The organism is Serratia sp. X3 (assembly GCF_014982455.1).
In the GTDB taxonomy this organism is placed as follows: domain Bacteria; phylum Pseudomonadota; class Gammaproteobacteria; order Enterobacterales; family Enterobacteriaceae; genus Serratia; species Serratia ureilytica.
In genome coordinates this window covers 1013124-1030268 of the sequence record NZ_JADCNB010000001.1, presented here as the reverse complement: position 1 = coordinate 1030268, position 17145 = coordinate 1013124, and the positions used below count along the sequence as shown (strand labels likewise).

Sequence of the window (17145 nt, the reverse complement as noted above, 5' to 3'; positions counted from 1 at the left end):
AAAAATATCTTTCCAGTTGAACAAGAAAACTCCCGTTTTAAAATAAACCAACAACGACGCGAGCAGTACAGAAGCGGCATCAAAGAAAAAAAATAAAACAAGACACATTAGTACGAGACTAACTAGCCGAAAAAAGTCATTTTTTAACATTGTTTTTATCTATTTCCTCAAGTGTATCTTTTACCAAGTTTCCAGTTTTTTCACTGATATAACTTCCCCCTACTGCACCAGTCAGGTCAGATATACTTTCTTTAGCAACCGTTGAAGTTGAACCTTTTATTATCGCTCCTCCGACACTACCAAGAACAGAACCAACTCCTGCACCAATTGTAGAATTAGTAGGGTCCTCACCTTTTACAGCACTACCCAAAGCTGCTCCGCCCATATTGATTCCAGCAGATACACCTATGCCTTTACCTGTAGTAGCTGCGGCAGTAACACCGGCAAGTATCGCATCAACGTAGTTAAAGGGATCTTTACCACCAAGTTGAACGGCTGTATTAACACCAACGCCTATCGCCGCATTGCCTAGCATCCCTGCCTTGATTGAGTTCCCCAGCGGCCCCAGACCATACAGAACCACAGGGTCCCCAATACTCGCATTGGATTTATGGTAGCCCCAGGTATTCATGATGGTTTGCGCTTTTTGCTGGGCTTCAGTCTGCGGGGCTGATTTCAGATAATCCTGCCCTGTCAGCATTCCAGTAATGAGTTCTTTAGTGACTGCCTCACCGTACTGAGCCTGCATTTCGGCAGCGTAGACCATCAGATAACTGGTCAACTCAGCGCGTTCTCCCGATGTCATCCCTGTCGGATCTTTGTTGAATTTGGCGACCAGTGCATCACTACGTTGATCGGCATTTTCCAACTGTAAAAACTCTTTTGCGGTTTGCAGTGTTTTATCACCTTGCAGCACTTTCTCTGCCAACTCATCCCGTTTCGTTGAAGATGTCGTACTGAGGAAGTTATTCTCCACCGCCGTCTTCCCTGCCTGCCCGCCAGTCACCGCTCCCGCAGTATCCCCCGTCGCCAGGCCGCCTGCAAGCCCTGCAGCCAACTGGCTCAGCGCGCTGACCTGTTGTTTCTCGCTTTCGCTCAGCTGCTGCGCCGTTTTGCCCGGGTACAGCTGGCCGGCAATGTAGCGCGCCGCCAGTTCCCCGCCACCCGCGCCCAGTCCTCCTGCTGCGGCTGACTGGTTGTTCAGCTGCGCCGTCACCGCACCAAGCACTGCGTGTGCCATCGCGTTGGCGGCGATATTATCCTCACCGACCCGTTTCTTGATTTCCGTCGCCAGGTACGGCGAAGCACCGCTCGCCAGTGCGCCCGCCAGGTTATTGCCCGCCAGCGCCGTCAGCGCTCCCGTCACCGCCTGCGCCGCCTTCTGCAGATCGCTGCCGGTACCGTATTGCCGCATTGCGTTGTCGTACGCCTGCTTCATCACCGCCGCATCGTTCGTCGGTTTGCCGCTCTTCTCAAGCTGCTCCCTGGCCTGCGCCAGCGCCGCCGGGTCTTTCTGTGCCTTCAGCCCGGCAATCTCGCCCTGCGTGCGGATGACGTCCATCGTCTGGCCGCCAATCTCGCCGATAAGCTGCGCCTGCTTCAGCCGGTTCTGCTCCTTCTCCTTGTTGAATATCGGGCTGATGCTGCCGTCGTTGGCATGTTCGGTATCCCGGTTTAGCTGCGCCACATCCTGTTGCTGTTTGTCGGTGTCACGGACTATCAGCGTTCCCTCACTGACCCCGGCTTTTGTCGTGCCCTCGGCGTGCCCGCTGTTGTTGGCGCCCGACAGCATGCCGCCGGCCGTGTTGGTCAACAGCTCTTTGCCCACCGGCCCGCCGGTGCTGAAGCTGCCGCCGCTGTGCGTCGCGCTGTAGTCCGCCTGGTTGTGAATGTCCTTCCAACCCAGCGTGCCGGTATTGAGGCGGTTGTTCTCTTTGTCTGCCGTGCTGGCTATCACCGCGCCGTCGAGCTGGGTATGCTCTTTGACCTTGACGTCATACCCGCCTTTGCCGGCAAACAGCCCGGTCTGTTCTTTTACCGAGTCGAAGTTGCTGTGCAGCTTGTCCTTGCTGGCACTTACGTTGGCGGAGCCGGTCATCGAACCGAAGGTGAGACTGCCGCCCACGCTGGCGTTTTGCTGTTTGGCATCATAGCGGTCGCTATCCTGTTCACTTTGCAGCGTCAGGTCACGGCCCACGTCGACGGTAACCTTTTCGCCGCTGGCCTGCGCGCCTTTCAATTTGGTGTCGCGGCCGCTGGTCAGGCTGAGATGGCTGCCCGCATCCAGGGTAGTTTCGGTATGGGTCAGGCCGTTGCCGCTCTCATGCCCCTTGCCGGCATTGACGCCGGCCGAGACGCTGATGCCATAACCACCCGAGCCGGCGCCGATACCGACGCCAACGTTGCCGCCTTTGCTGCTGTTCTTGCCAACGGTGCTTTCGCTGTTCTGCGCAGACTGCAGGCTGATGTCCCGCGCCGCATCGAGCGACAGGTCTTTGCCCGCTTTCAGCTGGCTGCCGGCGATGGCGATATCGCCACTCTGTGCGCTGTGGTTATTGCCCTGCGCCGTTATCGACAGGTTTTGCCCGGCGGTGAGCGTGCTGCCTTGCGACTGGCGGCTGTCGGTGCGGGTTTCGCTCTTCGACGACTGACTGCCGTAGGAGGCGCTGATGCCCACCGTGTTGGTGGCGCCTTTCCCTGCATCTGTATTGAGTTTGTCGAGCTCAACGGCTTGCGCCGCCTGCACGCCGGACAGCGCCGCCTTGGTGTTTTGCAGCGCGTTCAGGCGCCCATCGCCTTCCTTTCTCGCCTGCTGCGCAGTGCTGACGGCGGTGTTGAGCGCGCCGCCCACGGTGCCCGACAGCGCCACGCTCAGGCCGCTCTGCTTTTGCTCGAAGGTTTCTTTGCGCGTGCGTTGATCGTAGCCGGGATCGATAGTCACGCTGTCGCCGGTCAGGGCCAGATCCTTGCCCGCCACCAGGTCGGCACCGCCAATGTGCAGTTGGTTGCCCGCCGAGATATTGACGCTGCCCTGGCTGCTGCCGACGGTACTGACGCTTTGGCTCTGGGTGGTGGCTTTCTCGTCGATTTCGTGTTTGCTCGACTGCTTGCCTATCGTGAAGCCGATGCCGCCGCTACCCAGCAGGCCGCTCTTTTTCTTCTCTTCCAGCAGGTAATGCGTGTCGGTCTCGGTGGCCGCACCGATATCGACATTACGGCCGGCCTGCAGGTTCACGTCCCGGTCGGCGGCAATGGCCGAGCCGGTGACCGTCAGATCATTACCGGCGCTGACGCTGACGCTGTCGCCGCTCAGCAGCGTGCCTTTCTCACGCGTGGTGGCATCGCGCGCTACGCTGTGGCTGCTGCTTTTTTTGAGGAAGCCTTTTTTCTCCGAACGCTCCTCACTGTAGCGCGACTCTCGCTCGGTAGCCGTATTGAGGGTGACATCGTTTTTCGCCTGCAGGGCGATGGCGCCCTGGTCGCTGTGCAGGGTGCTGCCGGTAATGGTGACGTCGCCCTCTCGCCCGACTACCGTCACGCCGTCGCGCCCGCTGAAGGTGCTGCCGGTGCTGATTTCGCGCTCGGTTTGTTCGATGCGATGGCTTTTGGTTTTGCCCTCACGTTTGTTTTCGCTGTCCAGATCTTGCGTGCGGCTGCGCGCGTCTTTAATGGTCACGTCCTGCGCGCTGATGCCGATACGCCCTTCTTTACTGTCAACCTGCGCGCCTTCGGCCAGCAGTTGGTTGCCCGCCACCAGGGTGACGCCCTGGTCGCCGCCGAGTGCACTTAATGTCAGGCGCTCTTCCTGGCGATCGTTGCTGACTGATGACGTACGGCTGTTGGCGGCCAGATGCGTGGTATTGGTGGTGTTCTCGGCCCTGATAGCGATATCGCCGCCGGCCTGTACGCGGGTGCTGCCGCCGGCCTTGGCCTGGCTGCCAGCGAACGTAACGTCCCGGCCGGCCGAAAGGTTAAGGTTGCCGCCGGCGTTAAGCTCACTCCCCTGTGTTTGCTGCCATTCGCCGTTCACGCGCGCCATCCGGGAGCCTGCCGCTTCCGTGCCGCCACGGGTGCGGTTACCCATTGCCCCCGAGATAACCTCAAGGTCGGCGATATGGCTGCTTTTGGCGGTTGTGATGGTCAGGTCGTTGCGCGCGCTCAGGCTGAGCGTGTCGGTCGCATCGAGTTTCGCCCCCGAGAGGGTGATATCGGCGCCGCTGAGACGAATATCGCCGGCGTTCATCGTCGCCTGGCGCAGCGCCTCCTGCAGATTAGTGCTCAGGGTCAGACTGTCGGCCCGCACGTCAATGCTGCCGGCCTTGATATCACCGCCCTGGTGCAGGAACTGCCCGGCATCAACGGTTAGCGCCTTATCGGCAAACAGATTGCCGGCATTGGTGACACTGCTTGCCGAGAGCTGCAGGCTACCGCCGCCAATCACCGCACCATCGCCGGTCAGGCGCAACGTGGTCTGCGCCAGATACACCTTCGGCACCCACACCGTTTGCGGGCCTTCGGCGGTTTGCACCGTCTCGCTCACCAGCCAGACAATATCCTGCTGCAGCGCCGCAATCTGTTCCGGCGTCAAAGCCACGCCCGGCACCAGATGGAAGTCCTGCGCCACCTTCGCCCCGTTGTTCATCAGTTGCTGGTACTGCGCCATCGCATCTTCACCTCTGATAGACGGCTTGCCAGTCAGCGCCAGCACCTGCTCGCGCACCAGCCGCTGTTCGTAAAAACCGTCTCCAAGGCGTTTATGAACCTGCGCAGGATCATAGCCCACACGCTCAAGCATATAGTCGCTGCTGATGAAGTTCTCGCGGCGGGTAAAGCGTTCGTCGGTCACCACCAGGAACGGGCTGCCGGCCGCCGTAGGTTGGCTGAACAGCGCGTTATTGGGGATCGCGGTAGCCACATTGCCCAGATGCTGTAACTGCGTTAGCGCCAGCTCAGACGGCAACAGCGGACGCCCCAGCGGCGAAGACGGCATGGCGCCCGGTCTTGTCATTTGCTCGCCCGGAGCAAGCGCCGTGTCACCATTCTGGATACCAGCGCCCTCTACCGCAAAGCCCAGCGGATTGCGCTCCAGTTCGGCGCGTTCGGCATCCACGGCGTTTAATGCCGCTTCAAGTTGGCTGATTTGCGCCTGATTGACCGTGGTGTTAGTGATGCGAGCCCCATTGATGGTGACCGTGCCACTGCCGGTGATCACGCCGTCAACGGTCGCCAGCGCCGTGGTCTCGTCTCGGTTGAACGTCGGATACCAGTGATGCGTGTCCTTGTCATAGTGGTCGACGATAACCGCCTGGCGCCGTTCGTTAACCGAGTAACCGCGGTTGTCCAGGCTGCCGCCGCCGTCCTGCGTCAGGTTGCCGTTGGCGGTAATGACGCTGGCGTCATTAAGCAGTTGCCCGGTGATGCGCAGCACCATATTGCCGCCCGCCAGAATACGCGCGCCGATGCCCTCGGAGACCAGCCTGTCGCGCGTCAGCGTGCCGGTCTCGGTACGTTCGCGGAAGTTGTTGTAATCGGTGACGAACGGCGCACTGTCAATATCGACATGCTTCTCGGGATCCCACGTCATCACCTGCGTCCAGTCATGCTCCCAATGGAAGCCGTTTTGATAAGGCGTCGGGATGGTTGCCAGCTGATTTCCCCCACGCGTTTCGTAGAACGTCATGGCATAGCTGCCGTCGGCATTCGGCTTGAGCGCCAGGTAGTTAACCCACAGGTCGGTAAGTGTGCCCTTATTGTCCTTGACCCGCACCTGTGCGCGTTTGCCCGCCGCATCAATAGCCAGCAGGGTGCCGTAGCGATTGTTCTGGGCCGCCACGTCATCCTGGAAGCTCAGCTGTTGGGTGGTTGGCGCCATGGTGCTTTTATCGGGGTTGACCGCCGAACCATAGGAGCGCCAGTAGTAGTTGTAGCGATGCCATTTGTAATCGCTCTTCTCGGCGTCACGCTCAATCACCAGCCCTTCGCGCAGGTTATCAAGACGCCGAGCCTCGACGGTGGCATCACCGTCAGCTTCGATAAAGCTCGCCCGGTTTTCAATCAGGTCATCACTGTGCAGCTGCAGACGGTCTGCACTGTAGATCAGTGCCCCATCCCGGTTAGTCAGGCGTTCACCGGCCTGCACCGTCAGGCTTTGGGTCGCCGCCATCACCGCAGGTTGACCGTGGTTGTCGATGACACACCCACGCACGGTGATAGCGTCCCCCATCAGCGCCGCGGCGTTGTCCAGGGTATCGACGTTCAGCGTCATGCTGTCAGCCTCAATACGCCCGGTGTTTTGCAACGCCCCGGCCGTCAGCTGTAGCGTCTTGCCCACCAGCGATGCCGGATTGGCGATGCTGGCCGCATTGAGCACCAGATTGCCCGGCAGCAACCAGTCCACCAGGTTGATAAAGGCGCCGTTCAGGGAGAACGTCACCGTGCCGTTACTGCTGATGTTTTCGCCGGCCTGGCGGGTGTAGTCCTGCTGCGCAGACAGGTTCAGCGCCTGCAATCCCACCAAGTTGCCGTGTTGATTATCCAGCGTGCGCGCATGCAGGGTAAGTTGGCCGGCGCTCTCCAGCCGCCCGCCCTGGTTAAGCAATACCAGCGGCGAATCGGCCGGCGACAGGCCGGCGTTAATGCCAAGATCGCCGTTGGCGAGGAGTTGCCCCTGGCGGTTGTCCAGCGAGGCCACGTTCGTGAGCGTGAGCGGACCGACGCTCTGAAGCCGCCCAGCCGTGTTGTCGATGTCGCGCGCGGCGATGTCGGTCTGGGCAGAGCCGAGGATCAGGCCGCCGTCGCGGTTGTTCAGGCGCTCAGCCTGCACCTCCAACGCCGCCTGGCTGCTCAGCGCCCCTTGAGCGCTGTTGTCTATCTCTGCAGCTCTGAGCGTCAACCGCTGGGTCGAAACCAGCTGCCCACCCTGATTATTCACCTGGGCGCCGTCGAGCGTGAGCGCCCCACCGCTGTGCACCTTGCCCTGTTGGTTGTTGAGCGTACCGATGCGGTAGGCGCCCGTTCCCTGGCTGATGAGCGTGCCGCCGGTATTGTCCAGCCGCGCCGTGGCCAGATCAAGGCCGCTCCGGCTGCTGAATATGCCCTGACGGTTCACAATGCCAGCCGCCGACACCTGCTGTTCACCATTGCTGCGCACCGCGCCGCCGGTATTATCAAACATGCCGAGAATACGCAGCGCCACCTGTTGCTGGCCCTCGATCTGACCGCCGACATTGTTCAGCGTTTGCGCGTCGAGTTGAAGCGCCTCGCCACTTTGCATTTTCCCATCGCGGTTGTTCAGCGCGTCGCTCAGCGCAAGGCGTTGTTGTTTCTGGCTGTAGAGCAGCCCGCCCTGCGTATTGTCGAGTGCACGGGCGGCGATACTCAGCCCCTCGCCAGCCAGCCACTGACCACCTGCGTTATTGATGGCGCCGGCGTGTTCGCCGTCTTTGGCCCCCATAACAGCAAGCGCCCCCTGCGCCGAGACCTTACCGCCACGGTTATCGACATCCTGCGCAACGCGCAGCACCAAATCCGCCGCCGACTGCAGCCCCCCTTTGGCATTGTTCAGCCAGCCCGCCGACAGCTGCGCATCCAGCTGGCTTTGTACGCTGCCTTGCGCGTTGTCAAAACCGCCGCTGACGGCGTGCCAGCCGCCCTGGCTGCCCATCCAGCCCTCGGCGTTGTACATGTCCTGCGCCGTGAGGGCCTGGGATAACGTGCTGAAAATCCTGCCCCGGCGGTTATCCAGCGCGCCGGTGAATTGCATATCCAGGCTGTCCAGCGCATTGATCGCCCCCTGGGCATTGTTCAGGCCGGCGGCGCGTACCTCGGTGCGCCCATTGCCGGTAAACGTGCCCCCCTGGTTATCCCAGCCGCCGGCCAGGTTAAGGGCAAGCCCTTGCTCGCTGAAGACCACCCCCGCAGCGCGGTTGGTCAACTGGCCACCCTGCAGCGACAGATCGCCGCCGCTTTGCAACGACCCGCCGTCGTTGTCAAACAGGCTGGCGGCGCCGCCATTAACCGCCAACGATCGCTGTGCGGTCAGCTTACCGGTTTGATTGCGGACATCGCCTGCGGCATCCAAACGGAGATCGCCGCCGGACTGCAGGCTGCCGCCGGTATTGTCGAGAGTGCGCACCGAGGCAGCAACCTGCCGGCCGCCTTGCGCGCCGCCGCCGCGGTTATCCCAGTCACCGCCGGCCTGCACGACGAGGGCGTTGCCGGCCTCAAGCCAGCCGGCCGCGTTGTTCAGTTCCCGTTGCGTCGTCAGTTCCAGCCCCTGACGAGCCACCACTTTGCCCTGGCCGTTATCCACCTGCTGTGCCGCCAGCGTGAGCGATTCCCCGCTGATTTCGCCCTCGCGGTTCACCAACTCTGCCGCACTGTTCAGCACCAGTTGTTGCCCGCCCAGCACCTTTCCGGCCTCGTTGTGCACACTCCCAGCCGCTATGTGGGTTTGCCCGTGCCCCGAGATCGTGCCGTGGCGGTTATTCAGCGCGCCATCGGTGCGCACGGTCAATGTCTGGCCGGCACCCAGCAGCCCCTGGGCATTGTCCAATCCCTGGCGAGCGTGCAGCTCAAGCCGCTGCAAGCCAATCACCTTGCCCTGCGTATTATCGAGCCGGCCGGTGCTCACCGTCAGCCCCGCGCCACTGATTTCACCCGCGCGGTTAGTCGCCGGCCCCATGGTGTTCAGAATTAACGCTTGGCCGGACAGCAGCTTGCCACCGTCGTTGCTGAGGGTAGTTGCCGTTGCCGTAACGGCCGTTTCACCTTGCACCGTACCGCCGCGGTTGTCCCAGTCACCGGCGTGAAGATCCAGTTTCTCTCCTGCGCCGATAAGACCGCCCCGGTTGCCCACGCGGCCGGCGGTCAGATCGAGATTGCGCTGGCTGACGAGCTTGCCTTGCGCGTTATTCAGATGCTGCGCCGTCAGCCGCACCCGGCTGCCTTCCACCGTTCCGGACTGGTTGTTCAGTTCGCCGCCCGCTTCGAGCTCCAGAGCCTGGCCGGCGAACAGGCCGCCGCCGGCGTTGTTGATCGCACCGCCCGCCTGAACCACCAACTGACCCGGCGTTGTTATCTTGCCGCCCTGGTTATCAAGCCTGCCGGCATCCAGCCGCAGATCGCCGTTGCCGCCCAATTCACCGTCGCTGTTGTCGAGCAGGCCGCCGATCCGCCAGTGCTGCGCCGCGTCGCCCAGCGCCACCAGACGGCCGCGCTGGTTGATCAACGCCGCCGCCTTGAGATCAAGCTGGCGGCTCTCAATGGTGCCGTCGCTATTATTCAGCTCACCGCCCAGGCTGAAACGACTTTCGCCACCGCCGGTTTGGGACCAGACGGCCCCCTGGCCAAACACATTGTTGGCATCAACCTGCCAGCGCCCGGTTTTGATCTGAGCCTGCCGGGCGTCCACATCACCCGGGGTGTTCACGGTAAACTCACCGCTATCGACGGTCGATTGGCGCAACGCCACGCCGCCCTGCCGGGCCGCCAGCGAGGCATGGGCCGCCGCCACCTGCGCACCGCTGAGATCAACGCGGCGCCCGCTGGCGCTAACCGCCTTTTTGCTCAGTAAGCTGCCGCTGGCACGAATGTCGCCCTGGCTGTCAAGGCGCAGGCTCGCGTCGCGCACAATCCGGCTGTCGACATCGCTGCCCGCCAGCAGATGGCCGCTGCTTTGAATGCCGTGCGCGGCGTCAAGCCGCACATCCCCGGCCGCCGCCAGCGTGCCGGACTGCGTCAGCGTCCCCTCCCGGCTCTGCACGGCCAGCTGACCGCCGCTGTGCAATTTGCCGCGATACTCGATGTCGCCTTTCGCCGCCAGTTTGGTGTCGCCGCCGGACTGCGTGGCGGCATCCGGTGCATCAGACCGCCAACTGAGCTTGCCTTCGCTGCTGACGGTGAGCGTTTTACCTGCCTGCACTTGCCCATTCTGGTTGCGCACGCCGACGCCAGCCTCGGTGCCGATCATGCGAATGCTGCCGCTGTACATGCCCCCCATCTGACCCATGTCTATTGCCAGCGCCGGTCTGGCGCCGCCGTCATCCGCCAGCGCCGTCACCGTTTTGCCGTCTGCGCTCACCCGGTTGCGGCCGCCCACCACCGACACGCTCTCCTTGGCCCACACGCCGGCGTTGATCTCGACCGCGCGTGCCATAATGTCTACATATTCGGTATCGTGACGGGCATCGCCGTTGAGGCCGCCGCCCTCAACGCGCACTACGCCGCGTTCGATCTGATAACCTGCCATGCTGCCGTCGGCGTTCATCTGCGGTTTGCCGGTCGTCAGCGTCATGCGCCCGGCGTTGATCGTACCGCAACCGTTGCACACGATCCCCGCCGGGTTAGCCACGATCACCTGCGCCTTGCCGCCGGCCACTTCCAAAAAGCCGCGCAGCTGGCTGGGGTTATTGCTATTGACTTCGTTGAGGATCACTCTGGCCGGCGCGGCGTTGGGGGTGAGGTTCGGGTTGCCCTGGATCATCCCGGCCACCTGGGTCGATGTCATCACCGCCGAGTTATTGAGGATGGCGCCTTTGGCGTCAACATCGAACTGTTGATATTGGTTATGTGATATCCCTGCCTGATTGGGGGCCGTGATATTGACCTGCGACAGCCCATTTTGCGTGGCGATAATCTCCGGCCGCAGGGAAGGATTGGCGGCACCGTCCGCCACAATGCCGTCAGCCATCGCCGGCCCGGCGAACAAGGCCAGCCCCAGCATCCACACTGAGCGCCGCACCGTCACCCACAGGCGGGGAGCGCCCGCACTGCGGCTTTGCCCCGATTCGGTGCTGCAGCTGCGGGCCAGTTCGGAAACCACCCGCAGTTCCCCGTGAGTGCGACTGAAAATAAGGCGATAGCAATGTTTATTCATGGGTCACATCCGTGATCAATATCAATCCGTTACGGTCAACGTCAGGCAAGCCGCCACTAATGCTTGGCCCGCGTTCAGATTTCCAGGTTAACGCTGAAGCCGGCCGTGGCATCCGAGGTGTGGAAACCCGCAGGCTTGTACAAAGGAATGCCGGCAAACAGGTCATAGCTGAGTCGCCCCCATAAGGCGCCGCGCACCCCAAGCGCGCTGCCCGCCAATTGCCGCCCCGGCAAGCCTCGCGTATTCGGGCCGTCCACCCGCCCGTAGTCGGCGGCCAGATAGAGTTCGTGACCGCGGGCAAACACATTCCAGGCGATATCGTTACGCCAGACCAGGCCTTTTTCGCCAGACAGCATCTGCTCGCCGTCAAAACCGCGCACCGTGTAGCGCCCGGCAATGGCCATCCGCTCCTGCGGCGTCAGCGCGTTCGAGCTCCACTGGCCGCGCACGCTGGTATACAGCCGCCACGGCTGCTCGCCCCAGGAGAACGGTATGTTGAACCCCGCATCCCCGAGCAGGATGCCGGTACGCGCCGAACCGTTGTGATTGGCTTCCTCCGGCGCGCGCAGCGCTCCCAGGGCGCCGGTGCCGCGCCGCCAAGCTAGCGACGCATCCAGCGTATTGCGCCCGAGGTAACTGCGCTGGTTCAGTCCAATCTCCCAGCCCGCTGTCCGCCTCTTTTGCTGGGCCATTTCGATGTCTTCCACATAGTTGGTCGAGTGCTTGCGATAGCCGCGCAGGTTGAGCGTGGTCTTGTGCGATTGGTCGCGGTACAGCAACCGGGAAACGGTCAACTGAAAGTTGTCGCTCTTGCCGCTGTAGCGCAGCACCTCATTGGCGTTGGGGATGTTCTGATGGTAGGTGTAGTCGTTATAGTTGGCCGAGAAGGCCCAATATCCCACCGGGAAGAAATAGTTCAGCGTATGCGAACGGTTGCCGAACGGCCCGTGTTGGAATAAATCCTTGCCGATGTTGGCGTAGAACAGGTCATTTTGCGCAAACGGGGCATCAATAGCCAGGGTGGCCGAGCCAAGATAGCGCCCGGTGCTTTTGGAGCCGCTGTCGTCCAATCCCAGACTGAGCCGCACCGGGCGCCCCTCGTGCCAGTTGACCTGCAGATCGCTGGTGCCCTCCTGGGCGCCGGGCACGATTTTAATATCGGCATTGGCGCTGGGCACCCGCCTGAAGTTCTCCAGCCCCTGTTCGATATCGCGCAGGTTAAGAAGATCGCCGCGCGAGGCCGGAACGGCGTTCCACAGCCGTCCACGCCAGGAAACCGGCTCATCAAAGCGGACGGCGCCAATGCGCCCGGGTTGCAACGTAAGTGTCAACGTGCCCTGAGTCAGATCCTGCTCCTGCGCCATCACCCGAGTTGTGACGTAGCCTTTGGCCAAAATGGCATTTTGCACCTTGTTGATAGCGAGCACGATCCCCCGCCCGCCCAGGCAACGGCCTTTGGCATCGTTGGCGGCCGCAAGCGCCCACTGAACGCGTTCGGCCGACTCGCCGACGAGTACCAACCGGTTGATGGTAAAACAGGGTTTTTCGTGAGGAGGGTAATCGGGCAGCACCCGCTCAGGGGCAGCCACGCGCGCATCGGCCTGAGGGGTGTTTTGGTTCTGCAGGGCGCGTTCTCGCTCTTGCTGACGCAGCTGTTCACGGGCATCAATAGCCGCCGCGCCCTGGCTGAAAGCCTCAGCCGCAGAGGCGGAGGCGGAAAAAAACGGCACGGCGCCGAGTAACAATCCCGACAGACCATAGCGAATAAAACAAGGCACAGCACGAACGTAATTTGAGCGCATCCTTGGCTCTCCATCATTATTATTTCAATAAATTTATGAGTGCAATATTATAAATAATTTAAATAATTGTAATGACACTGCTTTATTGACGAATTATGAGCCTATAAGGGCGAAAATCAATCGATTTTTCCCGAAAGAGAGATCGTGCGAAAAATAAATAGTTCAGCGGCAATGAAGTGAAAGGAAAGCCGATAATGGATAATGAAAGGAGGATGGCGCGTAGCCGCCATCCTTTAGCGATAATATAGTGTGAGCACCGAGGAATAGACGCAGGCCATCAGTTCAGCAGGCTGCTGCCGAACGCCCCCTGCCAATCCTGCTCGAACTTCTCGACCGCGGCCTGTACGGCCGGCGCATTCAGAAACTGCTCCGCCACGTCCACCGGCAGCGTGATGGCCTGACAGCCCGCGAGCAGGCACTCCAGCGCCTGGCGCGCCGTTTTGAAGCTGGCGGCCAGCACCTGCGCCGAGGGCGCATGCAGGCTCAACAGCTGCTGCAGCTCGTGCACCATTTCGATGCCGTCGCCGCCCTGCGCATCCACGCGGTTGATATAAGGCGCCACATATTCCGCCCCTGCCAAGGCCGCCAACAGCCCCTGCCCGGCGCCGTACACCGCAGTGCCCAGCGTCGGGATGGACATCGTTTTGAGTTTCTTGATCGCCGCCAGCCCTTCGGCGGTCGCCGGGATCTTCACCACCAGCCCCGGTACCCGCTGGCTGAGCAGCGCCGCCTCCGCCACCATACGTTCCGCATCGGTCGCCATCACCTGCGCGAACAGCTTGCCGGTGCCGCCGAGGGCGTCGCGCAGCGCGGGCAGCACTTCCCAGATCGGCTTGCCTTCCTTCGCCACGATGCTCGGGTTGGTGGTGACGCCGTGCAGCGGCAGAATGCGCGCCAGGCGTTTTACCGCGGTCACATCGGCGGTATCGAGATAAAGCTCCATCACGGACTCCTGTGTCATGTTCTGTGGGCGGATTCAAACTCTGATCATCATAGGGCAAAAACCGCGCTAACTTTTGATCAAAATCAACTCAACTTTCATTCGAAACACCTTTAATGGCGAAAGATACAGCAACGCCAAACGGGTGACTCATGATCTTCAATCTGCAGCGCTACTCGACCCATGACGGCCCAGGCATCCGCAGCGTGGTCTTTTTAAAAGGCTGCCCGCTGAGCTGCAGGTGGTGTCAGAACCCGGAAAGCCGCTCGCGCCAAGCAGACCTGCTGTTTGACGAACGCCTGTGCCTGAGCGGCTGCACGCTGTGCGCCGAGCGTTGTCCGCAAGGGCTGCAACGCACCGACGGGCCGCTGACGCTGCAACGCGAGCTGATTAGCGCAGACGATTATGCCGCCCTGGCCGCCGTCTGCCCGACCGGCGCGCTCAGCCTGTGCGGCAGCTCGATCAACCCCGACGATATCATGGCCGAGGTGTTGCGGGATAAGCCTTTCTACCTGCGCAGCGGCGGCGGTTTAACGCTGTCCGGCGGCGAACCCTTTATGCAGCCGGACATCGCGGCGGACCTGCTGCGGCGCGGTCGCGAGGCCGGCATCCACACCGCCGTCGAGTCCTGCCTGCACGTTCCATGGCGTTATATCGCCCCTTCGCTGCCGTGGCTGGATCTGCTGCTGGCCGATCTCAAACACACCGACGAAGCGCGCTTCAGAGCCTGGACCGGCGGTTCCGCCCGCCGGGTGATGAGCAATTTTCGTCGGCTGGCAGCGCACGGCGTGCAGATGACCGTACGCGTGCCGCTGATCCCCGATTTCAACGCCGATCGCCGCTCTGTCCGTGCGATCGTCGACTTCGCCGCCGACGAGATCGGCGTGTCGGAGATCCACTTTCTGCCGTACCACACGCTCGGCATCAACAAGTACCACCTGCTCGGCGAACCCTACCGTGCCGCCCGCACGCCACTGGACGCTCCCGACCTGCTGGCCTTCGCCGAAGGCTATGCCGGCGCCAAGGGCCTGACCGCCATTTTGCGAGGATAACACCATGACCACGTTGGATTTGACCACCCTAAGCGCCCGCATCCAGGCGCACAAGAACGCGCTGATTCACATCGTCAAACCGCCGGTGTGCACCGAGCGTGCGCAGCACTATACCGAAGCCTATCAACAGCATCAGGATCGGCCACTGCCGGTGCGTCGCGCGCTGGCGCTGGCCAACCATCTGGCGAAACGCACCATCTGGATCGCCAACGACGAGCTGATCGTCGGCAACCAGGCCAGCGAGCTGCGCGCCGCACCGATCTTCCCCGAATACACCGTCGGCTGGATAGAAAGCGAAATAGACCAGCTAGCCGACCGGCCGGGCGCCGGTTTTTCGGTCAGCGAAGAGAACAAGGCGATTTTGCATCGCCTGTGCCCCTGGTGGCGCGGCCAAACGGTGCAGGATCGCTGCTACGGCATGTTCACCGACGAACAAAAGGCGCTGCTGGCCACCGGCATCATCAAGGCCGAGGGCAATATGACCTCTGGCGACGCCCATCTGGCGGTTAACTTCCCGCTGCTGCTGGAGAAAGGTCTCGACGGCCTGCGTGAAAAAGTGAACGCGCGCCGCAGCCGCCTGCACCTGACCGAGTGGGAAGATTTGCACAAAGCGCAGTTTCTCAACGCCATCGACATCGTGCTGGCAGCGCTGAGCGAGCACATCCTGCGCTTCGCCCGCCTGGCGCGCGACATGGCGCAAAACGAAGCCCGCGACTGGCGGCGCGCCGAGCTGCTGACCCTCGCGGACAACTGCGACCGGATCGCCCATCGCCCGCCGCAAACCTTCTGGCAGGCACTGCAGCTGTGCTATTTCATCCAACTGACGCTGCAGATCGAATCTAACGGCCATTCGGTTTCCTTCGGCCGCCTCGATCAATACCTCTACCCCTGGTATCGGCGTGACGTGGAGCTGGAGCAAAAGCTGGCGCGGGAAGACGCCATCGAGCTGTTGCACAGCTGCTGGCTGAAGCTGCTGGAGGTCAACAAGATCCGCTCCGGCTCGCATTCCAAGGCTTCCGCCGGCAGCCCGCTGTACCAGAACGTCACCATCGGCGGGCAAAAACTGATCGACGGCCGGCCGTGCGATGCGGTCAACCCGCTGTCCTATGCCATTCTCGAATCCTGCGGCCGCCTGCGTTCCACCCAGCCTAACCTCAGCGTGCGTTACCACGCCGGGATGAGCGCCGACTTCCTCGACGCCTGCGTGCAGGTGATCCGTTGCGGTTTCGGCATGCCGGCATTCAATAACGACGAAATCGTCATTCCTGAATTCATCAAGTTGGGGGTCGAACCGCAAGACGCTTACGACTACGCCGCCATCGGCTGTATCGAGACCGCCGTCGGCGGAAAATGGGGCTATCGCTGCACCGGCATGAGCTTCATCAACTTCGCCCGCGTGCTGCTGGCGGCGCTGGAGCAGGGCCGCGACGCCACGTCCGGGCAGATCTTCCTGCCACAGGAACAGGCGCTGTCCAAAGGAAACTTCGCCGATTTCGAGCAGGTATTAACCGCCTGGGATCGGCAAATCCGCTACTACACCCGCAAGTCGATCGAGATCGAGTGCGTGGTGGACAGCGTGCTGGAGGAGAACGCCCACGATATCCTCTGCTCCGCGCTGGTGGATGACTGCATTGAACGCGGCAAAAGCATCAAACAAGGCGGCGCCAAATACGATTGGGTTTCCGGCCTGCAGGTCGGCATCGCCAACCTGGGCAACAGCCTCGCGGCGGTGCGCAAACTGGTGTTCGACCAAGGGGCGATCGGCCAGCAGCAGTTGGCGACGGCGCTGGCCGACGACTTCGCCGGGCTGGATGGCGAGCAGCTGCGTCAGCGGCTGCTTAACGCTGCGCCCAAATACGGCAACGATGTGGACGAGGTCGATCGGCTGCTGGTGCGCGCCTACCAAACCTACATCGAAGAACTGAAGCAGTATCGCAACACCCGCTTCGGCCGTGGGCCGATCGGCGGCGGCTATTACGCCGGCACCTCGTCGATCTCGGCCAACGTGCCCTTCGGCGCGGCCACCCTGGCCACGCCGGATGGCCGCAAGGCGCACGCCCCCCTTGCGGAAGGCGCCAGCCCGGCGTCCGGCACCGACCACCTGGGGCCGACGGCGGTGTTCAATTCGCTCGCCAAGTTGCCGACCGAGGCGATCCTCGGCGGCGTGCTGCTCAACCAAAAGCTGAACCCGGCGACGCTGGACAACCCGCGCGATCGGGAAAAGCTGATGCTGATGTTGCGCACCTTCTTCGAGAGCTACCGCGGCTGGCATGTGCAGTACAACATCGTGTCGCGCGAAACGCTGCTGGCGGCGAAGCAACACCCTGACCAATATCGTGATTTAGTGGTTCGCGTAGCTGGCTATTCCGCCTTCTTTACCGCATTATCCCCTGAGGCGCAGGATGATATTATTGCGCGCACAGAACATACTCTTTAAACCTTTGACTCTTAGCGGCCGCGCCTTGGCGGCCGCAT

At 61.8% G+C, this 17145-nt stretch carries 5 protein-coding genes; 2 read left to right on the top strand and 3 right to left on the bottom strand.

The genetic code is table 11. The annotated features are described in order from the left end of the window. Positions 1 to 136: 136 nt before the first annotated feature. The 3 genes from IMX17_RS04870 to fsa all read right to left on the bottom strand — a co-directional run bounded on the left by IMX17_RS04870 (position 137) and on the right by fsa (position 13621). Entirely contained in the window at positions 137 to 10876 is a 10740-nt protein-coding gene (locus IMX17_RS04870) for a hemagglutinin repeat-containing protein (protein ID WP_227414456.1), read from the bottom strand. Positions 10877 to 10950: 74 nt separating this feature from the next. Continuing rightward, positions 10951 to 12678 carry a ShlB/FhaC/HecB family hemolysin secretion/activation protein gene (locus tag IMX17_RS04865; RefSeq protein WP_193549377.1) on the bottom strand — a complete coding sequence of 576 codons (1728 nt, stop codon included), beginning with the start codon at positions 12676 to 12678 and terminating at the stop codon, positions 10951 to 10953. A gap of 277 nt (positions 12679 to 12955) precedes the next feature. Next, positions 12956 to 13621, bottom strand: coding sequence for a fructose-6-phosphate aldolase (gene fsa, locus IMX17_RS04860; protein WP_046898961.1), 666 nt, complete (start codon positions 13619 to 13621; stop codon positions 12956 to 12958). Positions 13622 to 13770: 149 nt separating this feature from the next. On the opposite strand from fsa, the gene IMX17_RS04855 reads away from it, so the two are divergent. Both IMX17_RS04855 and IMX17_RS04850 read left to right on the top strand, forming a co-directional pair. Beyond that, entirely contained in the window at positions 13771 to 14670 is a 900-nt protein-coding gene (locus IMX17_RS04855; RefSeq protein WP_046898960.1) for a glycyl-radical enzyme activating protein, read from the top strand. 4 nt (positions 14671 to 14674) lie between these two features. Further along, positions 14675 to 17107, top strand: coding sequence for a formate C-acetyltransferase/glycerol dehydratase family glycyl radical enzyme (locus tag IMX17_RS04850; protein ID WP_193549376.1), 2433 nt, complete (start codon positions 14675 to 14677; stop codon positions 17105 to 17107). Positions 17108 to 17145: the final 38 nt, after the last annotated feature.

What these genes read in the sequence shown, in the direction of transcription:
- IMX17_RS04870 (WP_227414456.1), bottom strand. Translation starts at nt 10,876, where the DNA reads ATGAATAAACATTGCTATCGCCTTATTTTCAGTCGCACTCACGGGGAA.
- IMX17_RS04865 (WP_193549377.1), bottom strand. Translation starts at nt 12,678, where the DNA reads ATGCGCTCAAATTACGTTCGTGCTGTGCCTTGTTTTATTCGCTATGGT.
- fsa (WP_046898961.1), bottom strand. Translation starts at nt 13,621, where the DNA reads ATGGAGCTTTATCTCGATACCGCCGATGTGACCGCGGTAAAACGCCTG.
- IMX17_RS04855 (WP_046898960.1), top strand. Translation starts at nt 13,771, where the DNA reads ATGATCTTCAATCTGCAGCGCTACTCGACCCATGACGGCCCAGGCATC.
- IMX17_RS04850 (WP_193549376.1), top strand. Translation starts at nt 14,675, where the DNA reads ATGACCACGTTGGATTTGACCACCCTAAGCGCCCGCATCCAGGCGCAC.